Annotated in this window: 18 protein-coding genes; 6 read left to right on the top strand and 12 right to left on the bottom strand. The window is 43.1% G+C overall.

Annotated elements, in window-relative coordinates:
• Positions 1-12: 12 nt before the first annotated feature.
• Both M3197_RS10355 and M3197_RS10360 read right to left on the bottom strand, forming a co-directional pair.
• A complete protein-coding gene (locus tag M3197_RS10355; RefSeq protein WP_251661304.1) occupies positions 13-618 on the bottom strand; it encodes an SAM-dependent methyltransferase in 606 nt (201 codons plus the stop codon).
• A gap of 19 nt (positions 619-637) precedes the next feature.
• A complete protein-coding gene (locus M3197_RS10360) occupies positions 638-1576 on the bottom strand; it encodes a magnesium transporter CorA family protein (RefSeq protein WP_251661306.1) in 939 nt (312 codons plus the stop codon).
• A gap of 273 nt (positions 1577-1849) precedes the next feature.
• On the opposite strand from M3197_RS10360, the gene M3197_RS10365 reads away from it, so the two are divergent.
• From M3197_RS10365 to M3197_RS17410, 4 genes are all read left to right on the top strand, one after another.
• Positions 1850-2482 carry a CBS domain-containing protein gene (locus M3197_RS10365; protein ID WP_251661308.1) on the top strand — a complete coding sequence of 211 codons (633 nt, stop codon included), beginning with the start codon at positions 1850-1852 and terminating at the stop codon, positions 2480-2482.
• 188 nt (positions 2483-2670) lie between these two features.
• Complete coding sequence (locus M3197_RS10370; RefSeq protein ID WP_251661310.1) at positions 2671-4344, top strand: ABC1 kinase family protein; 1674 nt, start codon at positions 2671-2673, stop codon at positions 4342-4344.
• 157 nt (positions 4345-4501) lie between these two features.
• Positions 4502-5614, top strand: a complete 1113-nt coding sequence (locus M3197_RS10375; RefSeq protein WP_251661312.1) for an ABC transporter ATP-binding protein — start codon at positions 4502-4504, stop codon at positions 5612-5614.
• A 156-nt stretch (positions 5615-5770) separates the two neighbouring features.
• Positions 5771-7207, top strand: a complete 1437-nt coding sequence (locus M3197_RS17410) for a glycine betaine ABC transporter substrate-binding protein (RefSeq protein ID WP_349774124.1) — start codon at positions 5771-5773, stop codon at positions 7205-7207.
• 63 nt (positions 7208-7270) lie between these two features.
• On the opposite strand, the gene M3197_RS10390 is transcribed toward M3197_RS17410, so the two are convergent.
• Positions 7271-8299, bottom strand: a complete 1029-nt coding sequence (locus tag M3197_RS10390; RefSeq protein ID WP_251661314.1) for a YeiH family protein — start codon at positions 8297-8299, stop codon at positions 7271-7273.
• A gap of 107 nt (positions 8300-8406) precedes the next feature.
• On the opposite strand from M3197_RS10390, the gene M3197_RS10395 reads away from it, so the two are divergent.
• Positions 8407-9312, top strand: coding sequence for a LysR family transcriptional regulator (locus M3197_RS10395; RefSeq protein WP_251661316.1), 906 nt, complete (start codon positions 8407-8409; stop codon positions 9310-9312).
• 494 nt (positions 9313-9806) lie between these two features.
• On the opposite strand, the gene M3197_RS10400 is transcribed toward M3197_RS10395, so the two are convergent.
• The gene (locus M3197_RS10400) at positions 9807-11183 is read right to left on the bottom strand and encodes an FAD-binding oxidoreductase (protein WP_251661318.1); all 1377 of its coding nucleotides are present in this window, start codon (positions 11181-11183) and stop codon (positions 9807-9809) included.
• Positions 11184-11307: 124 nt separating this feature from the next.
• Between M3197_RS10400 and M3197_RS10405 the strand changes: the two genes are divergently transcribed.
• Positions 11308-11862, top strand: a complete 555-nt coding sequence (locus tag M3197_RS10405; protein WP_251661320.1) for a YusW family protein — start codon at positions 11308-11310, stop codon at positions 11860-11862.
• Positions 11863-11901: 39 nt separating this feature from the next.
• On the opposite strand, the gene ptsP is transcribed toward M3197_RS10405, so the two are convergent.
• The 8 genes from ptsP to M3197_RS10445 form a co-directional block, all read right to left on the bottom strand.
• Complete coding sequence (ptsP, locus tag M3197_RS10410; RefSeq protein WP_251661322.1) at positions 11902-13611, bottom strand: phosphoenolpyruvate--protein phosphotransferase; 1710 nt, start codon at positions 13609-13611, stop codon at positions 11902-11904.
• Positions 13608-13874 (bottom strand): phosphocarrier protein HPr, encoded by a 267-nt coding sequence (locus tag M3197_RS10415; protein ID WP_251661324.1) that lies wholly within the window; start codon positions 13872-13874, stop codon positions 13608-13610. The genes ptsP and M3197_RS10415 overlap by 4 nt, the downstream gene beginning before the upstream one ends.
• Before the next feature lie 21 nt (positions 13875-13895).
• Complete coding sequence (locus M3197_RS10420; protein ID WP_251661325.1) at positions 13896-14618, bottom strand: sugar isomerase domain-containing protein; 723 nt, start codon at positions 14616-14618, stop codon at positions 13896-13898.
• A gap of 5 nt (positions 14619-14623) precedes the next feature.
• Positions 14624-15346 (bottom strand): GntR family transcriptional regulator, encoded by a 723-nt coding sequence (locus tag M3197_RS10425; RefSeq protein WP_251661326.1) that lies wholly within the window; start codon positions 15344-15346, stop codon positions 14624-14626.
• Between the two features lie 23 nt (positions 15347-15369).
• Positions 15370-16530 (bottom strand): N-acetylglucosamine-6-phosphate deacetylase, encoded by a 1161-nt coding sequence (nagA, locus tag M3197_RS10430; RefSeq protein ID WP_251661328.1) that lies wholly within the window; start codon positions 16528-16530, stop codon positions 15370-15372.
• Between the two features lie 69 nt (positions 16531-16599).
• A complete protein-coding gene (nagE, locus tag M3197_RS10435; protein WP_251661330.1) occupies positions 16600-18510 on the bottom strand; it encodes an N-acetylglucosamine-specific PTS transporter subunit IIBC in 1911 nt (636 codons plus the stop codon).
• 200 nt (positions 18511-18710) lie between these two features.
• A complete protein-coding gene (locus M3197_RS10440; protein WP_251661331.1) occupies positions 18711-19268 on the bottom strand; it encodes a PTS sugar transporter subunit IIA in 558 nt (185 codons plus the stop codon).
• Between the two features lie 73 nt (positions 19269-19341).
• Positions 19342-20964 carry a M20/M25/M40 family metallo-hydrolase gene (locus M3197_RS10445; protein WP_251661333.1) on the bottom strand — a complete coding sequence of 541 codons (1623 nt, stop codon included), beginning with the start codon at positions 20962-20964 and terminating at the stop codon, positions 19342-19344.
• Positions 20965-21008 lie beyond the last annotated feature (44 nt).

Raw genomic sequence — 21008 nt, forward strand, 5'->3', positions numbered from 1 at the left:
GCTGGCTTTTCTTCATTCATAGCGATAAATCAATATACGTTCATCCTCATTGTCCATTGACAGTATAGGGATGGGTATTTCTTCGATTCGTTCAAAAGGAGTTTGTTCTTCCAAAAAGTACACGAAGGCATTCGTAGGATAATAAAGGACGATATCTACCTGTCGCTCATAACGGTCAACAGAATCTAATACATTGCGAATGACTGTCTGGAAAACCTCCACTGAAAACGGATTGAAAAAGTAGAAGACGTTTTGTCTAGCTTGAATGGGATACGTCTCTGCAGTAGTTTGTTCAAATTCAATAGAGCCGCGAAATCGTTTCTGTGAAGCTCGAAAATCCGCGAGATTGACAAACGCTTCTTGCAGCAAACGTCCATTCAAGTCGACTCCCGTAACGATGCTTCCAAAGCGATACGCGCTATAGATAGGGACCCTTCCTTTGCCGCATCCGAAATCTACAAGATGATCCGTGGAACGTAGAGGATAGATTTCAAACAAGGCGTCCAATACGCTATACGGCGTCGCTTCATAGCGGTTATAATGCGCTGAACTTTGTAAGATCTCAATTGTGCCTTCTGTACGGATACGAAGGATTTTGTCCATTTCTTGATCGGTCATTCCTCACCCTCCCTTTCATTCACTTAAACATGGACCGATTCGATTTGGTTTTCAAAATTTCTCCCATCCAGCCTTTCTTTTTCAAATAGAAATAAAGACCGAATGTAGAGGACAGAATGACGGTGAGTGCAAAGGCATACCCGTGCGCCCACTCAAACTCCGGAATTGACTTGAAGTTCATTCCCCAAATTGCCCCGAAAACTGCAGCCGGGGTAAAGATTGTCGTGATCACTGTGAGCGTTTTTATGATTTCGTTTCCACGCTGATTTGATACAAGACTCTCCATGTCCGTCAGAGCCTCCACTTCTTGGCTGTATTCTCTTATCAGCATCTTGATTCGTTTTATTCTAGTGCATAGCCTCTTATACTCAAGTGTTCCAAGTTGTTTTTCTTCAAAAGTCTCTTCAATCGTCAATTGAACCTCAACTAATGGTATGACTAGGTTATTCCAAATAATCAATTCATGTCTGCTTTGTGCAATACGTTCTAGCAACTCCATATTATTATTTTCTTTTATGTCCCAAATCATTTCCCTTAGTCGATATTCAAACTGATCAATTTGCTCAAGGAATTTGTGCAGAACCGCATTTAGAAGGACGATAAATGCCTGAACTGCATTTTCCGAACCCTCCAGTTTTGATTCCATTTCTTCACGCGCTTCTTTCGGGAACAGGTCCTGATTTAACTGTGACGTCAACAACGTATCTTTTGTTAGGAAAAATGAAAAGGTTTTGTTTTCGTCTTTACTATGCATGCTTTGTTCGTACGTAAGACGGCCCCAAAGTGCCTCCTCATCTGGAACTGCCGTTAAGTTACCGATGACATCCTGTTTGTTCTTTTCAAGGGTTTCAAGCCACTTACTACTCATATGGGACTGATGGGAAAGTTCTGCCTTCAAGTCTGTTTTCTCCTCTACTTCAATCCATTCCCAGTTGTCATGTTTGAAAGAAAAATACACACCGATTCCTCTCTTTCATGCGGTTCTTTTCTCTAGTTTACCTGTTCTTTCTACTGAAGCAAACTTGTGAAAGAGGATTTGCATCTAAAGGATACGGGAAGAAATAGATATCGTGTGACAACTTAGCCATTAGCAAGACTTTTCCAGGTCCGTACTATACAATAGAAGGTGAACAACGCGACTGAAAATACCTTGCTCTATGCTTTCTGTTTCACTTATAATGGTTTTTACAAAACATTTTGAAATGATCGAAAACAACTGGAGGGATTATGAATGCGCGTACGTGACTTACTTGTTTCTAGAAATTATGTAACTACTGTTAATGACAAAGATACTGTAACCGAAGCACTTGATAAAATTCGAAAAAGTGGCTTTCGTTCCGTTCCTGTCGTAGATGCGAATGACAACTATAAAGGAATGATCTACAAAATCCATCTGATTGAATATTTGTATGAGCAGAATGGTAACGCAGATGCGACACTGGATACGATTATAAAGCACCACGAAGATTCTATTGAAGAGACATCATCATTCTTGGATGCACTTTTAAAAATCAAAGCACTTCCTTTCATTTCGGTTACCGATCATGGCAAGCTTGTCGGTATTCTGACACACAACAAAATTGAAGGCGTGTTTCAAGATGCATTTGGGGTCAACACGGGTGGGTTGAATTTAACCATCTCCTCTACGGAAGCACGTGGAATGATTGAAAAACTTGCTCGTACACTTCGCGGTGAAAACATTGAAGGCATGCTTACCCTCGATAATGGTTCCGTGCTTGTAAGACGTGTTGTTCTAACACTCGAAGGGGAAAAAACAGATGATGAAGTCGAAGCACTTCGTGCGAAATTAGAGAAATCCGGTTTCCGCATTCTTCAGATGGAACGTCTTGAAAGACAAATTTAATCAGTAAAAGGACACCTCGCTTTTTTGCGTTGTGTCCTTTTTCATGTTTGTTATCCTATTCGCTAAACTTCATGAGCATTTTAACAGTACCACAGTTGCTACTGTTAATAGGACAGATTTACTTCTGTAATAACGGTTTAACTTTGTTTCATATCGGGTACAGGTAGTAGTTGAATGGAGGCGTTGGTGTGATTAAGATTTCCATCCGAAGAACGTATAGATTTCAGGAAATAGTGAATACTTTTTTGAAAAATGGGTTTAGCCACGTACTCTTTCGTCTAGGGATAACAGAACGTAGAGCTGCAGCAAAGATGAAGAATGAACCTTTGGATATGAACCTTCAGAATATCGGGCAAAAATTGAATCGGACTTTACAAGAGCTCGGTCCTACCTTCATAAAATTAGGTCAGATTGCAAGTACACGGCGCGATTTGGTACCCACTGAAATTATACGAGAACTTGAAAAACTCCAAGACCACGCCGAGCCCTTTTCGTTTGAGGAAGTCCAGCAAATCATTGAAAAAGAGCTAGGAAATCCACTCAATGAACTATTTGAATCCTTCAACGACAAACCACTCGCAACTGCATCAATCGGTCAAGTCCACGCTGCCTACTTATATAACGGTGAGAAAGTAGCTGTAAAAGTTCAACGTCCCGACATCCGACAAACCGTGGATACGGATTTATCCATTCTAAAAGAAATAGCGTCCATCATTGAAAACAACACCGATTGGGGAAAGTTATATGGTATTCGTGCCATTATTAATGAGTTTGCAGATTCCTTACTCAGTGAGCTCGATTACGAAACTGAAGGGAGAAATGCTGAACGGATCTCTCGACAAGTGAAAAAAGATTCTTCTGTGTACATTCCAAAAATACATTGGGAGCTTACCTCCAAAAAAGTATTGACGATGGAGATGATCGAGGGAATTAAGTCTAATCACATCGAATTGCTAGATGAACAAGGCTATGACCGGAAACTACTTGCCAGAAACCTAGTGAATTCTATGTTTAGTCAAGTGCTTGACCATGGCTTCTTCCATGGCGATCCCCATCCGGGAAATCTATACGTAATGCCTGGTAATGTTATTTCTTTTATTGACTTTGGAATGATTGGGGTCATGGATGATCAGCTCAAACTCCAGTTCGCAAAGCTAATTATGGAATTGGAACGCGGCAATACAAAGGGCATCATCAAAGTATTGGATGCGATGGGGATATTACAAGACGAAACAGATGTCAAAAGCCTGCAAAAAGATTTAGGCATGCTGAAAACGAAGTATTATGACGTTCCTTTACAAAATATGAGTTTGGGAGACATCTTCATGGACTTGTTTGGGGTTGCCTATCGTCATCAAATTAAAATTCCGAGCGAAATTACCGTTTTAGGCAAAACGATATTAACACTTGAAGGACTGATTTCAAAACTAGATCCCGATATGAGCATCATGGATGGCGTAGAACCCTTTGGAAAGAAACTTATCAAGGAGTATTACAGTCCAAGTTCCCTACTTAAATCTGCTTGGGAGAGAATGAGTGAAAATGCAGAGATTCTCGTAAATATCCCGCGAGATTTCAAAGATATTAGTACAGCTGCAAAAAAAGGGAAGTTGAAACTGGATATCAATTTGCGACAGACCAATTTCATTCTTCGAAGAATGGATATCATTAGCAATCGACTCGCATTCAGTGTCATTCTTCTTGCTTTCAGTATTCTAATGACCGGACTGATCATTGGTTCTGCTATAGCGGGTGAAAATAATATGTTACTTAACCTTCCTGTTATTGAGATCGGTGCAATTGTCGCATTTTTAATGTTTGTATTTCTTCTCTTTTCCATTTTCAAGTCTGGTAGAATGTAGCGTCTAGTCTAGTCTTTAGAGATTTAGTCGCTTTTTTTACACGCGCTAGCAAGTAACCATTTTTACTAGGTAACAGGAAGTATTTTTGTAATTTCAGCATAGTTCGTCTAGGGTTGTTAATGGGGAAATCCAGAAAAAAGATAAAGGAGGAAGACGCTTGATAACATTTAAAAACGTGTCTAAAAAATATCCAGATGGATTTGAAGCACTAAAAAATTTAACCTTTGATATTCATGAAGGGGAATTATTTGTATTAATTGGGCCAAGTGGTAGTGGGAAAACGACTACGATGAAAATGATTAATCGGTTAATTGAGCCTACAGGCGGAGATATCAAGATTGATGAAAAAAGTGTTTCGTCTGTCAATCCCGTAGAGCTACGCAGAAGTATCGGATATGTGATTCAACATATCGGTTTGTTGCCACATATGACGATCCGGGAAAATGTCGGGCTCGTCCCCCAACTAAAAAAGATGGAGGAAAAAGACTATCACCATAAAGTGGACGAACTGATGACTATGGTTGGATTGGATCCAGTTACATACGCAGATCGGTATCCTCAAGAACTAAGCGGAGGACAGCAACAGCGAATCGGTGTGATTCGAGCTATGGCCGCAGAACCGCAAATTATTTTAATGGATGAGCCGTTCAGTGCGCTAGATCCCATAAGCCGTGAACAGCTCCAAGATGAATTAGTCAAACTTCAGCGTGATGTGAAAAAGACGATTGTATTCGTAACACATGATATGGATGAAGCCCTTAAAATTGCGGATCGTGTCTGTATTATGAAAGATGGAGAAATTGTACAAGTCGACTCTCCTGAGGCAATTTTACGTCGTCCAGCTAATGAATTTGTACGTAATTTCATCGGAGAAGAACGCTTAAACGAGGCAGTTGTACTTCCCTCACTCGAATCTCTTCTTATCAAACCCATCTCCACTCTTTATAAAAGAGGTCTTGCAGAAGCACTGAAAACAATGCATAAAAAACGAGTCGACACCTTGATTGTCGTTGACGAAAACGAACATTATCTTGGTGTGGCATCTATTTGGGATGTACAAAAGCATTTCAATGACGAAACGCTTACGGTAAACGACATCAAAAAAACAGATCACGCTAAATTCTATAACGATGAACCCGTCGCAGAAATTTTTAAGAAGCTAAACGAATCAGGCTATTGGTTTGTCCCTGTTGTCAATCGCGATGAAAAGCTACTAGGTCTCGTCAGTCGATCGAGTCTCGTCGAGTATGTCGTTGACGAACTACTCTAAAGGCAAAAACAGGATATATTTTGACAGGAGGTCTTTACTATTAACGAAATATGGAATGATACAGTAGATGTCTTTACAAATCGATGGCCCACTATTTGGAGCCTATTTCTTGAACACGCAACTCTCTCTTTAATTTCTATCGGGATTGCAATCCTCATTTCTGTTCCTCTAGGAATCCTTTTGACACGCAACACAAAAATAGCTGAGCCAATTATCGGGGTTGCTTCTGTTCTACAGACAATCCCAAGCCTGGCCTTGCTTGTGTTCCTTGTTCCATTTATGGGAACAGGAAAAGTACCTGCAATTATTGCGCTCACCATTTATGGCTTGCTGCCAATTTTGCGCAATACCTACATCGGTATTCGCGGGGTTGACCGTGCTACAGTTGAAGCGGGTATAGGTATGGGAATGACCAGCCGACAGGTCCTTACGATGGTTGAATTACCGCTTTCGTTAGGTGTCATCATGGCGGGTGTACGAACTGCAACCGTTTTAATCGTTGGGGTCGCTACTATTGCCGGTTTAATAGGGGCTGGCGGATTAGGGGATCTCATTTTCCGAGGTCTCCAAACTTACAATTCCGGACTGATCCTGGCAGGCGCAATTCCATCTGCTTTGCTAGCTATCGTGCTCGACTTCATCTTGAAAAAGGTAGAAGGCATGGCGCAACCAGGTAAACTTTCCCGCAAAACGAAAAAGAATATAACACGAGGTGCGATTGCTGTTGTAGCAGCCGTTGTCCTAGTGTTTGCCATTACCTCATTCACAGGTAACAGTAAAGATACTATAACGATTACCGGTAAAAACTTCACCGAGCAAGAGATTATGGTGTATGTACTTGGTCACTTGATTGAAGAGAAAACAGACTTGGATGTAAAATATGAATCATTCCTCGGCGGATCCACCCTCGCTTTTGAAGGGCTCCAGCAAGGTAGTTATGATGTCTATGTAGAATATACAGGAACAGGGTTAATGAACTACTTGAAAGAAGATGCTATTAAGGATCCAGACGAAGCGTATAATTATGTAAAAAAAGTATTCAAAGAAAAATACGACCTCGTCTGGTTGGATCCGATCGGTTTTAATAACACTTATACACTAACTGTGCGTCAGGAAGATGCAGATAAATACGGACTTGAAAAAATGTCTGACTTGGCGCGGACTGCCGACTCCATGGTGCTGGGTACAGAACCGGAGTTCCAAGAAAGAAAAGATGGATACCCTGGCTTCCAAGAACTTTACGGCTTCTCATTTAAAGACGCAAAAACAATGGATACGGGGATCATGTATAGTGCCATTAAGAACGGAGATGTCGATGTCATCGATGCTTTCGGTACAGATGGACGCATCCCCGCTTTCAACTTAAAAGTGCTGGAAGATGATAAAAACCTATTCCCTCCTTATTATGCAGCTCCACTCATCCGTCAAGATGTGCTGGACAAACATCCGGAGTTGGAAGAAGTTCTAAATATGCTATCTGGACGAATCAACGATGAACGAATGCAAGAATTAAACGCACGTGTCGATATTGACAAAGAGGAATATGAAACCGTTGCTGTCGACTTTTTGAAAGAAGAGGGCTTAATCGACTAAAACATAAAAAGCCACGTAAAAAGGGAAATCCTTTTTACGTGGCTTTTATGTAAAATCGAATGGTCAAACGATGAAGTACGCAATGACTGACAGTAAGATTGAAGTAACGGTCATTGCTGCAAGCGGGCGAAGTGCTCGCGAGCGCAAATCGCGTAAGCTTACGTTCAATCCAAGGCCGACCATTGCTGCCGTTAAGAGCCAAGTTGTTAATACGGAAATGAATTCATAGACACCATCAGATACTGGAATGATTGGCCCGAATACATAACTTCCTAAAACACTTAAAATGATGAAACCGACCAGGAACCATGGAAACTCGATTTTTGCATCCGATTCGTCTGTTCCCTTACTTTTACGTTTCATAATGGCGATGAAGATGAAGCATAACGGAACAAGCAAGAACACGCGACCGAGCTTTGCAAGCAGTGCGATGGCAAGACCCTCTTCACCTGCAGGAGCTCCAGCTAGCGCAACGTGGGCAACTTCATGCAAGCTAATTCCAGACCACATGCCGTATTGAATTGCATCGAGGGGTAAAAATGGACGTAATACGGTATATCCGATGGCGAAGACCGTTCCCATCAACGCTATAATTCCTACACCAATTGCAGTATCTTCGTCCTTAGCTTTCACAATAGGTGCAATTGCTGCTATCGCTGCCGCTCCACAAACTCCCGTTCCAACACCTAATAAGAGTGAAATGTTTTTATCCGCCTTAAACATTTTAGCTAGCCATAGTGTCATGAAGATGGCAAAGATGATAACGCCAACGTCACGTGCCAGTAAGCCAAGACCATCGCTAAGTACGGTATCGATGTTTAGTTTAAGACCGTACAAAATGATCGCTGTCCGCAATAAGCGTTTAGACGAAAAGGCAATGCCTGACCGAATCGCTTCAGGATAGCCAAAAAACTGGCGAAATGCGACTGCAATGATAATGGCAGAAGCTAGTTGTCCAATATGGTCAAAACCTGGTAGCTTCGCTAGTAAATAGCCTAAAAATGCAATAAAAAATGTAAATGCAACTCCACCGATGTAAGCAGCTGGCTTCGATAGCTTTTTGGGTGAAGGCACTTTTGATGATGAATTCATGTTGAACACCTCCTGTCATTTAGTATACGCTTGTAGTATCCATAAGGAAAATAACAATATATAATAGATATCATAAGTAAATCCATATGTGAGAAAGGGATGAGTAAGTGGACCAAGGTTTAAACGTCTTTGTGAAGGTCGCTGAAAAGAAAAGCTTTTCACGTGCAGCTGAGGAACTTCATATGACACAACCCGCGGTAAGTCAGTACATTCGCTCTTTGGAAGAAACGATGAATGTGCGGTTGCTGGAAAGGACTAACAAGTATGTCCGACTGACAAAAGCTGGTGAAATCGTATATCACCACGCCAAAGAAATTGTTGGATTATATGGTCGCATGCACCATCTGGTTAATGACTTGTCACATGAAGCTAGCGGACAGCTCTCGATTGGTGCCAGTTATACATTCGGTGAATACGTGCTTCCTCATATATTGGCTCGATTGCTCGAGAATTATCCACGCATCCAACCAGATGTGACAATTGGCAATACTGCAGAAATTGCAGACCTCATCATGAGTCGGCAACTTGATGTAGGCATCGTTGAAGGTCGGTTCAAAGAAAATCGCCAACTGACAACACAAGCTTTCGCAGAAGATCGGATGATTCTTGTAGCGTCAGCAGACCATCCACTTTCGTTAAAATCATATGAAGTCGAATGGAAAGAGTTGAGAGAACAGACGTGGATCATCCGAGAAGAGGGTTCCGGTACACGTGAGGCTGTAGAAACTGTGTTTGAAAGACATGCCTTAACTCCTGTACGTACGATGCTGTTCAGTAGTACCCAGCCCATTAAGGAAGCTGTTGAAGCCGGGCTAGGAATTAGTTTGTTGTCAGAGTGGGCTGTACAAAAAGAAATCCGTTATGGTGATTTAGTACAATTACCCGTAAAAGACTTACCATTTGTCCGCCAATTTTCGATTGTAACCAGTTCGCAGTACCAGACAAAGGCGCTAAATGTCTTTTTAGAGCTGTTGCTCAATAATCGCGAGTTAACGTTGTTTCGGGAGTGCTAAGGAAAAAACTTTCTACTATTGTGGTGTAGATTTGTTTTTCGAGGTCGTCCGTCACAGCTCGTGATTTTTCCGACGCATCCTTGTCGTTAACGGGACACAATTCTAGTCCATTTAGGGATTAATCGGTAGCGCTACGCTTGTTGAAGGATGGAAATTCGTTATTAGTAGAAACTCTTTGGATTTTGAGGTTATATAATGGTGCAAGGAGGACTTATGAGCGGAATATAAATTTTATGATCATTATTTTTAGTTTATGAGCTTTTTTCGAGGTTTATGAGCACTTTTCTGTGTTTATGAGCGGATTCCCTGGTTTATGATCACTTTTCTGTGTTTATGAGCGTTTCTCCTGGTTTATGATCACTTTTCTGAGTTTATGAGCGGATTCCCTGGTTTATAATCACTTTCCGAGGTTTATGAGCACATTCAGATCTCCTCGTCATCATGCTGTTTCACTTCATGTAAAAAAGGGCTTTGCAAAAGCCCTTCCACTTAAATCACTTGATTAATTTCCCTGGGTTCAATAAATTCTCGGGGTCGAGCACTTGCTTGATTTTCAACATGACGTCATACGCAGCACCATGCTCATCTCGTTGGTATTTCTGTTTTCCAACACCGACACCATGCTCTCCCGTACACGTTCCACCACATGCGAGCGCACGACGGACGATGGTTTCATTGTATTCATCTGCGGTTTTGAGTTCTTCAAGATTTTCATGGTCGATCATTAACAGCACGTGGAAATTGCCATCTCCGACGTGTCCGACGATTCCGCCTTCGAGCCCTGTTCTGTCGAGTTCTTCGCGTGCAAAGACCACAGCCTCTGCTAGTTTGGAAATCGGTACACATACATCCGTCAGCATCATCTGTTTGCCTGGGAATCCATGTGTATAGGCATATGCTGCATTGTGTCGTGCTTCCCATAGACGATTGCGACTTGCCGTTTCCGTTTCGAACAAAATCTCTTTGCAGCCAAAATCTACAACAATTTCTTCTGTAAAGGCTACATCCTGCGCAAGACCGGCTTCGTTTCCATGGAACTCTAAAAAGAGGGTCGGCAGTTCTACGTAGTCTGTTTCACTATACGCATTCACTTGTCGGATGGACTCCGTATCCACCAGTTCTACACGTGCAATGGGAATGCCCGCTTGCAAAATTGCAGGAACTGCTTCAATGGCATTTGTAATGGAATTGAATGTTGCGCGTGCTGCAGTTGTCACTTCCGGAATCCCAAACACACGGAGTGTCAATTCAGTAAAACACCCGAGAGTTCCTTCTGAACCGACAAATAATCCATTCAAATGATAGCCTGATGACGACTTCGCTGCTTTGCTCCCTGTGTGAATCACAGTTCCATCCGCTAAAACCACTTCGAGATCTCTCACCTGATCACGCATGACGCCGTATTTCACGGATGTCGTACCACTTGCGTTTGTCGCCGCCATACCACCGAGTGTGGCATCTGCTCCTGGGTCGACAGAGAAGAATAACCCATGTTTTTTTAACTCTTTGTTCAATATAGAACGAGTCACTCCAGGTTGCACAGTCACGAGCATGTCTGAAGGATTCACTTCGAGTATTTGATTCATCTCAGTGAAATCGATTGTAATTCCATGTTCATAAGGAATTACATGCCCTTCCAGACTGGAGCCAACGCCAAATGGAATTACAGGGACGTTTAAATTCCCTGCTGCTTTCATAATTCGGCTCACCTCTTCAGTAGATCTAGGGAACACCACAAGATCTGGAAGGCTTGGTGTATGGTAAGATTCGTCTTTGCTATGTAAGTCGCGAACTGTCACGTTTTGCGTCACTTGCTCCTGTTCCAAAAAATTAGTTAATTCCCAAAAAAGTTGGTCGACTGAAGTAGTCATTCAAATCATTCCTTTCTTACCTAATTTATATAATTTAAACAATTATAACTCATTCAGAACTCGTTTGTAATTCATTACGCAGGGAATACTAGAAGTAATGCAGAAATTATAGGAGGCCTTCATCATGAGAAAATCAGCATCTATTGCAGGAAGCGTTCTTGCGACAGCCCTACTTCTAGGCGCATGTGGAACCAATGACACAAACACAGAAAAGGACACAACCAGTACGGAAGATACGACAACTGATTCTGGAACCGTTACTGATGAGTCGAACACTTCTTCAGGCACAAATGATTCCTCGACGACCAATGACTCAACAGCGTCAGACAGCGATCAGGACTACATGAAAGAGAAAATGGACAAGCTAACTTACGACGAATTTGAATTGGAAGTCGATTATGGAAAAGACAAAGAATATGAAATCGAAATCGAACAAGACAACGGCACGGTGGAATCGACTGTTGAGGATGAGCTTTCCAATTCCAATTTGCACGGTCGGGAAGCGTTCGATGAAATTTACCCGAAATTAGAAAAGCTAGAGATTACAGAAACTACATCAAAAGAACAAGCCATTCAGCAAGCATTGGACGCGTTCAATTTGAAAGACGATTACGTTAAATTTGATATTGAACTCACAATGCCTGATGGTCAAAAAATTCAATTTGAAGACAAAAAATAAGTAAAAGCGGAACCGTCAATTCGGTTCCGCTTTTCTTTTTTAGCTATGTGCTCGTACAAATTCAATAATTTTTTCTGACGTTTCCATCTGCAGAATTTCCGGGATATACCCTTCCCATTCTGTTTTAGAAAGATTTGCAAATTGTGCACGTGCTTTCAAAATGCTAGATGGGCTCATTGAGAACTCATCAAGCCCCATACCGAGTAGAATAGGAATGGACAATGGATCACCCGCCACTTCACCGCACATGCCTACCCACTTGCCTTCTTTGTGAGCGGCTTGAATCACGTTGTGAATGAGACGCAACACAGATGGATGATTCGGCTGATACAAATACGAAACCGTTTCGTTCATGCGATCTGCCGCCATCGTATATTGAATCAGATCATTCGTACCGATGGAGAAGAAGTCGACTTCTTTTGCAAACAAATCTGCGATGACTGCAGCTGCAGGGATTTCAAGCATCATCCCTACCTCATACGTATCGCTGACTTCGATGCCATCAGCCTGTAGTTTCTCTTGTTCTTCTAGTAACATGCCTTTTGCACGACGGAATTCCTCCAGCGTTGCAATCATTGGGAACATGATTTTCAAGTTGCCGTGAACGCTCGCGCGTAACAATGCACGTAACTGAGTACGGAACATTTCTGGATGTTCAAAACAAAGACGAATGGCGCGCACTCCAAGGAATGGGTTCATCTCTTCAGGCGTGCTGAAATAACTTAACTCCTTGTCGCCGCCAATATCTAGTGTGCGGACAACCGTTGGGCGTTCTCCCATGGAAGTCAGAACAGTTTTGTAAGCATCGTACTGTTCCTCTTCAGTTGGGAAATCACTTTTCCCCATATATAGGAACTCTGTACGGAACAATCCAACACCTTCCGCTCCGTTTTTATCCGCTAATGGCAAGTCTTCAGTTGACGCAATATTTGCGCCCACTTCCACGTGATGTCCGTCACGAGTAACAGTCGATTCAGAAACAAAGCGCTTCAACAATTCCTTATCTTGCTCGAACGCCACTTTCTTCGTTTCATAAGCTCTCGTGTCCTCATCCGTCGGCTCCAGTAACACCGTTCCGTCTGTACCATCGACAATTAGAGAAGTTCCCTGTTCAATTGACGCCATAGCAGTTTTCGTTCCGACAACCGCTGGAATCTCCAGCATTCTACCGAGGATTGCTGAGTGCGATGTACGCCCTCCAATATCAGTTACGAATCCTTTGACGAATTGCTTATTTAATTGGGCCGTTGCAGAAGGTGTTAAATCATCTGCGATAATAATTACTTCTTCATCGATGGTAGACGGATCGGATACATGAACACCTAACAGTTTAGCCAAGAGGCGCTTCGTCACGTCGCGAACGTCTGCAGCACGTTCTCTCATGTATTCGTTGTCCATTGCTTCGAACATTGCTGTAAAGGTATCCGCAGCTTGTTGCAAGGCAAACTCTGCGTTAATGCCTTGTTCAATGCTCCCTTTAACGCTACTCTCAAGCTCAGGATCGTTCAATACGAGTAAGTGTGCGCTAAAAATTGCCGCTTTGTCCTCTCCAAAGTTTTCAGCGGCTTTTTCTCGGATTGCTTCTAGTTCAAGTGCCGCTTCAGCTTTAGCAGCTTCAAATCGGGCAATTTCCAGTTCAGGCTGCTCGATAGTTAGTTTTTCGACTGTAAGGTCTGGCGTTTCCAAACGATATGCTTTGGCGATCGCTATTCCGTCAGATACACCGATACCTGTAATAGTTTGTTTCACTCGCCGATACTTTCTTTTTTCATAATTTCATCCACTTTTGCGATCGCCTCTGACTCATCAGCGCCGTCTGCTGTAATTTCAACTTGCGCACCGGATTCAATTCCCATGCCCATGACACCCATAATGGATTTCAAGTTAGCAGTTCGCTCATTGTACGTAATTGTTACTTCCGACTTGAATGGTGTTACGGCTGATACGAGCATGGAGCACGGTCGTGCGTGCAACCCTTCGCTACTTGTAATTTTGTACGTTTTCTTTTCCATAACTAACTCTCTCCTTTATAGTCAAAACTTGATGCGGTCGCTGTAGTGGGCGACGAGTGCATGGTTATGTGTTTCGTTGCCCTCTATATTACCGCTTTTAAAAACAGGCGGCTCCATACCATTCTCTCTCATTCGCACGACAACCTCACAGAACAAACCATGAAGTAAGGCGTTCCCAATTACTGACGACGCAGGACCGCATTGGATCCCATCGATGTTCATGATTCCGTCGCCTGGTGGGACTTTCGTATTCAGCACTGTTGATACTGATGCTTCCAGTCGTTTACCCGAAGAATGTCGAGAAGGTTGTTCTTTTTCAGTATACAATAAAGACTGAATTGAAACCGTATAAGAGCCTTGCAAATTCGCATATTGCGCCACATCAATTGGCACTGGGTTCCGCCCTGAATTCGAAATGATGATGACGACATCTTCTGGTCGAATGTCGAGGCTTGTTAGAAAGGTTTTGCTGAAGTCGGGATCTTTCTCGTTTTCGGATGAAAGCAGCGCACCTTCATGCAACATGAGCGGTCCAACGGAAATGGGTTGGACACAGGCAAGACTTCCAGCCCGGAAAAAACCTTCCTGTGCAAGCAATTGGGAATGCCCAGACCCGAAGAGATGAATGATTCCACCTTTTGCAATTCGATCAGCCAGTATTGTAGCAGCTCGATCCACTGACTCTTTTGCTTCACGCCCTGCTTCTGTTAAAAGTTTGGTAATTTCGCTGAAGTAGGAATTCATGACAGTCACCTCCCAATTTCACTAATAAATTTATATCGGTCTGCCCGATACGTGCTGCGAACGACTTCAAAAATGCGACCATCGTCAAGTGTACTAACACGTTCGATGAGCACAACTGCAGCGGGAAGTGAAATATGCAAGTATCCGGCATCTTCAGTTTTTGCAAGAGCCGCTTCCATCCGTTGCGTTGCTTGCCCGATTACAAGTTTCTCCTGTTTTTCAATGAACGCGTATAAGGAGCCTTCTAGCGCTTCTTCCGAGAGCGTCGGAAACAATTCCACGGGCAAATACGATCGTTCTATTGCCATTGGTGTATCGTCAGCATATCGGATTCGGACCACTTTATGCACGAGCGCGTCTGAAGAAATCCCAAGTCGATTAGACAGTTGAGGGTCTGGATGGACTTGGCTAAAGCTGATCAGCTTCGTTCCCGGTATGAATCCTCTTTCTTTCATGTCCTCTGTGAAGCTTGTTAATCCGTTTAGTGGCTGTTCCATCTTTTCTTCTGCAACAAACGTACCACGGCCTTTTTCTCGGTATAGCAACCCGTCTTTCACTAAATTGGTCAACGACTGTCGAACTGTCATACGGCTTACACCAAACATGTCCGTTAATTCTCGCTCCGACGGAATAAGGGATTTTACGGGGTACACGCCTTGAGCAATTTGTTCTTTCAAAAAATCTTCAATCTGAACATAGATCGGGATGGCTGATTGCTTATCTAGCATGATCGCCACCGCCAGTCGAGTTTTTACTCCTCATTATTTTCATACCCAACTACACCACCACAAATCGTATGCTTAACCGTCCACTCTTTGTCTAGAATGACGACATCGGCATCCTTTCCAACCACCAGACTCCCCTTTTTCGTCAGACCCAGTTGACGAGCTGCGTTCCCAGACGTAATCTTCGCAACATCAAGAGGACTAATTCCTAATGTACGGACGACATTTTTGACGGCATGTTCCATCGTCAAAATACTTCCCGCTAGTGTCCCATCCGAGAGACGTGCATCTGTTTCTGATACATGGACTGGCTGTCCACCAAGCTCATATTCGCCCGGTTCGAGTCCCTTGGCACGCATTGCATCCGTGATGAGAATGAGTCTGTCCACTCCCTTGACCCGATAGGCTAGTTCAACTGCTTTTGGATGGCTGTGGATGAAGTCCGGAATCACTTCTGCGCATAGTTCATCTATAAGTAGTGCCCCGCCAATGGCACCAGGCTCGCGATGATGGAACGGTGACATCTGGTTGTATAAATGAGTGGCTTGAACAGCACCTGCTTGTGCAGCCTCTTCCATCTGAGCGATTGTCGCATCCGTATGGCCCATGGAAGCTACAATTCCTTCAGCTGCAAGTTTTCGGATGAATGCCAACCCGTTCGGCACTTCTGGTGCGAGTGTGACCATGCGAATTTTACCTTGAGCCGCTTGCTGCCACGCATCAAACTGTTCTGCGTCAGGAGGACAAATGTATTCAAGAGGCTGTGCACCAGCACGTTTCTGCGATACAAAGGGTCCTTCCAAGTGAACGCCTAGCATTTGAGCTTGTCCAGCTTTCGTAGTGAATGCCGCCGCATTTTTCAGAGCTGTTTCAATCGCTTCAGGCGCTTGCGTCATAGAGGTCGCTAGAAATGATGTAGTTCCTTCTTTCGGAAGAACATCTGCCATTGTTTGTAGTGCTTCTTCCGTCGCGTCCATCACGTCTGCTCCAGCTGCTCCATGGATGTGCATGTCGATGAAACCTGGTAATACGTATCCGCCATGAGCATCAATCTGTTGATCGGCTACACGCTGTATGGAAGTACCAACTTCTCGAATCACGCCATCTTCTATGAACAGTTCACCTTTCTCGAGTATTCCATCAGGTGTCACAACGGTTCCATTTGTCAGTAAAATTGTCTGTGTCATTGTTGTCCACTCCTTAAGAAAACACGCCGGAAGAGTGACTGTTGTCTCTCCCGCCGGCGTAATCAGTTATTATTCATCAACCTTAACGATTGAATCAGTTCCTCTACGTTGGAACCCTTTTTTCAAGATGTGCAAGTTGGTTTTTTCCACGTTTGTAAAAATAACCGGTGTCACAACGGATGGTGCATTTGCTTTGATATAGTCCAGGTCAATATTCAACAATGCATCTCCTCGTTGAATGAGCTGACCATTTTCTACAAGCAATTCAAAGCCTTTTCCGTTTAACTTCACTGTATCTAGACCTACGTGAATAAGTACTTCCACGCCTGTGTCTGTTTCAAGTCCGATTGCATGATTCGTTGGGAATACGCTAACGACTTTACCGTCAATTGGTGAATGAATCGTTTTCCCTTTCGGCATAATTCCGAAACCCGGTCCCATCATCTCTTTTGCAAATACTTCATCCGGAACTTCTGACAAGTCAATGACGTCACCGTCGATTGGCATATGGAAATCAGATGCTGGTAATACTTTCACAGTGTGCGGTTGCGTGTCCAGTTCCATGGACTCTTCAGTCTTTGGAGCCGGGTTACCGTTCTTGATACGACGCTTCATCGCTTCACCTAAGAATTCAACAGCTGTTCCGATGACAACTTGAACGTTTGTTTTACTAATTTTCATGTAGCCCATTGCGCCATAACGCTTCAATTCTTTTTCATCAACAACATCTGAATCTTTAACAGTTAAGCGTAAGCGAGTTGTACAGTAATCAATGGCTTGAATATTATCAATACCACCGAGTGCTTCAATTGTATGATACGCCTTCACTTCAACGATGTCATCACTGTAGACTGCTGTATCTTCTACCATATCATCATCGTCTTCACGACCTGGTGTTTTCAAGTCGAGTTTCACAATCAGGAAGTAGAACACGACAAAGTAAATGACCCCGAACACGAGCCCGATGACTAAGAGAGTCAATGGATTTTGTGCCAATCCATAATTCAAGACATAGTCAATCGCACCTGCTGAGAATCCAAATCCGTGATGGACGTCAAACATATACGATACGATCATGGACGCTCCAGTTAGCAATGCGTGCATTACGTAAAGAACTGGTGAAAGGAACATGAACGCAAATTCGATTGGCTCTGTAATACCTGTAAGGAAAGAAGTGAACGCGATACTGAATAACATACCGCCGACAATTGCTTTCTTTTCCTTTTTAGCTGCCGCATACATCGCAAGACAAGCTGCTGGTAGACCAAACATCATAATCGGGAAGAAACCAGACAAGAATGGTCCTGCAGTTGGATCTCCCTTAAGGAAACGGTTGATTTCACCTTTCACTACCGTACCACTAGCATCCGTGAACGTTCCGAAGTCGAACCAAACCACCGTGTTAATAACGTGGTGAAGACCCGTAGGAATTAGTAGACGGTTCAAGAATCCGTAAGTTCCTACACCAAGTGCACCTGCATTAAGTACCCAGTTACCAATACTGTCAATAACGTTTTGCACAGGTGGCCATGCGAAAATCAATATTCCTGCAAGTATGGTCATTGTTGCCGAGGTGACAATAGGCACAAAACGTTTACCTCCAAAGAAGGCAAGAAAATCAGGAAGTTTAATATTATAAAAGCGGTTATAGAGAAGTCCTGCCACAATACCTGAAATAATTCCTCCAAATACGCCCATTGTAAAATCATCGCCAAGGACAACACTCATGGAATTCGTGAGCACCAAATATCCTACTGCACCTGCTAAAGCAGAGCCTCCACTGTTATCATGTGCCAAGCCCATCGCAATTCCGATAGCAAATATGATTGCCAGGTTATCAATGATTCCTGCACCTGCGGCAGCTATGAATGGAAGGTCAAACAAGTCATCTTGCCCAAGTCGCAAAAGCAATGCAGCTGCCGGCAAGGTCGCAATCGGAAACATTAAAGATTTACCGATGCGCTGAATAAAGTTCATCATCTTCTTCTCACTCCTTTTTAGTTATCTTACTATTCACTATACCGGTTTACCGGTCTAGTTGTCTATACCAATTAAACCAAAAAACTAGAAAGAATGTAAGCGTTTTTACGAATTTATGTTTAAAAGTTTAAAAGTATGCCAAAAAAAGTGATTGCAGAGGGATCTGCAATCACTTTTTTGTTTTACTTTACTGCTTCATTTTAAGCATCTACACGTACGATACCACTTGTGCCTTGAGTTTGTTTCCCCTCTTTCAACAAATGGATCTTCTCTTTTTCGGTGTTTGTGAAAATAACAGGTGTTACAGCTGATGGCGCGTTGGCTTTAATATGGGCGACATCAATTTTTAATAGCGCATCTCCGCGACTGATTAGCTGCTCGTTCTCCACCAACAGCTCAAAACCTTCACCATTTAACTTCACCGTATCTAATCCCACGTGAATCAAGATTTCAACACCGGATGACGATTCCAGTCCAATCGCATGTTTAGTCGGGAACACGCTGACTACCTTTCCATCTATAGGCGAGCAAACGGTACCTCCCGTTGGATCAATCGCAAATCCTGGCCCCATCATTTCCTGTGCAAATACGGGATCCGGCACTTCAGACAATGGAATAACAGTTCCATCCATTGGCATGACAAAAGAATCTTCACCAATCCCCTTTTCTACGGACGTTTGTGCTGCAGGCGTCTGTTGCACTTCAGCTGAATTGTCCCCTTTTAACGATTGAGCCATCTTTTTAAAGAAATTAGCCATTTCTTTCACTCTCCTTCTACCTTTTCATGTCTATTGTTAACTAAACGTCGCTTCACTATCCCAAAGCTATTCGTTACTTTCCACAAAAGTGCTTGGCAAGCGTCTCCAGCATTTGAGGGAGACGAACGAAAGCACTTTCGATATGTAGCCTCTCTGTACGTTGGTGAGCATCCTTACCGAATGGACCGACATTTAAAACAGGTGCGTCAAGTGCCTTCATTTCTTCAAATGGCATCCAATAGGTTGAGCCCCATACCGGAGTATTCCGCTCAAACGATTTCCAGCCTGTCCCTTCATCTTCATAATGGACATAGCTCAAATCACTAATTCCATTAAAGTAGTGAATTTGTGACACTTCTGTACCAAGTGAGCTTGCTTTGTCTTGCATGAGTGTGACAAGCTCCTGAACGAGTGCGTCGTCTGAAGTATTCACTGCCGGATAGTACGGCGGAGCAAAAAGCAGAACCGTTGCCGGTGCTAACTCTTGACACTCAATCATGAGGATATCAACGATTTTAAATGATTTGTCGCGATCGTCGAGTTCCCAGTCACCTGAAACTTCCGTAATAATTCTCTTTACTTCAGCTTCGCCCAATTTATTGTTAGCGTAATCCATCAACTCTTCAAACTTGAGTAGCTTGATTTCCCCAACTTTAGGAACCCCTTCGCGCTCACAGATCTCACTGTACGTCGTTTCACATGCCTGAACAGAATCTTTAGCGATGCCTTCGAATAGTTCCATCACTTCCGCTGCAGTCCGTCTCATAGTGAACACGTTATACAGGGCAGTGGAGCGATATGGCGTTTGCACAGAATAATGCGCTTTTAGATCTTTTTGCTGCAATGTTACTGGTAGCGGTGTGGTTTCCCCATGATCGGTTTCTTCAAATATATTATTCCACTCCATACGTTGTGTTAAGAAAGAAGCCATAAATGTCGAGGTAATTCCTTTTAACGGTTCCCCAACATGCGTTTCTTTGCCATAAAACAATGCGGCCGGCATAATTTTACCGATGGTTCCCGAGTAAATGTATTCTCTTGGGTCACCCGGTTCTTGAGAGAAAACGGGTTCGCCATTTAAAAACAGCGTATACGTTAAATCATGTTCCTGTTTTATCCGAACGAGCGACTTTACTGCCGTACGCATACCCGCAGAACTCACTTCTTCATCAGGGACAGCGAGTAACACTAAGTTTAACGGCCATTGTTCCGATGCTGCCTTTTCGATTAAGGACATATGTAATGCGAGCCCCATCTTCATATCCATCGTTCCCCGCCCAAACAAATACTCCCCTGATTCCAAATCAGCCAAAGCTTCTTCAGGAAGTTCTTCTGTATATTCATGTAATTTTACGGTTAGCTCTTCAGGATGGAACGCGAATGGCTCTAGTGCACCATATTCTTCTGTCCAAACTGTGTCAAAGTGGCTGATAAGCACAATAGTATCTTGCGCTTCATGATTTTTATACAACGCAGTGACTGAATTACGGCCAAGACCTGCATCATGCAACTCCAACTGTTCGGGATGTGCTTCGAAATAAGGGACACTTTTCAACTTTTCAGCGAGTCTATGTGGGAAAGCTTTTTCTCCTTCTGTGGTGGTCCGACTTTCCCAATTCACAAGCTCGCACAACAAAGCTCGTAATGATTCTGGTGTATTCCATTGCAGTTCTGTTCCAGTATGGTGGTTTGCCATTAAAAACCCTCCTCTTTTAATACGTGCTGGCATCCTGACAGCAT

It is taken from the genome of Sporosarcina aquimarina (genome assembly GCF_023715615.1).
Lineage (GTDB): Bacteria > Bacillota > Bacilli > Bacillales_A > Planococcaceae > Sporosarcina > Sporosarcina aquimarina_A.

Bases quoted from the DNA above. Each gene is read 5' to 3' on its own strand.
- M3197_RS10355 (WP_251661304.1), bottom strand. From the start codon at position 618: ATGACCGATCAAGAAATGGACAAAATCCTTCGTATCCGTACAGAAGGC.
- M3197_RS10365 (WP_251661308.1), top strand. From the start codon at position 1,850: ATGCGCGTACGTGACTTACTTGTTTCTAGAAATTATGTAACTACTGTT.
- M3197_RS10390 (WP_251661314.1), bottom strand. From the start codon at position 8,299: ATGAATTCATCATCAAAAGTGCCTTCACCCAAAAAGCTATCGAAGCCA.
- M3197_RS10400 (WP_251661318.1), bottom strand. From the start codon at position 11,183: ATGACTACTTCAGTCGACCAACTTTTTTGGGAATTAACTAATTTTTTG.
- M3197_RS10405 (WP_251661320.1), top strand. From the start codon at position 11,308: ATGAGAAAATCAGCATCTATTGCAGGAAGCGTTCTTGCGACAGCCCTA.
- M3197_RS10415 (WP_251661324.1), bottom strand. From the start codon at position 13,874: ATGGAAAAGAAAACGTACAAAATTACAAGTAGCGAAGGGTTGCACGCA.
- M3197_RS10420 (WP_251661325.1), bottom strand. From the start codon at position 14,618: ATGAATTCCTACTTCAGCGAAATTACCAAACTTTTAACAGAAGCAGGG.
- M3197_RS10425 (WP_251661326.1), bottom strand. From the start codon at position 15,346: ATGCTAGATAAGCAATCAGCCATCCCGATCTATGTTCAGATTGAAGAT.
- nagA (WP_251661328.1), bottom strand. From the start codon at position 16,530: ATGACACAGACAATTTTACTGACAAATGGAACCGTTGTGACACCTGAT.
- nagE (WP_251661330.1), bottom strand. From the start codon at position 18,510: ATGATGAACTTTATTCAGCGCATCGGTAAATCTTTAATGTTTCCGATT.
- M3197_RS10440 (WP_251661331.1), bottom strand. From the start codon at position 19,268: ATGGCTAATTTCTTTAAAAAGATGGCTCAATCGTTAAAAGGGGACAAT.
- M3197_RS10445 (WP_251661333.1), bottom strand. From the start codon at position 20,964: ATGGCAAACCACCATACTGGAACAGAACTGCAATGGAATACACCAGAA.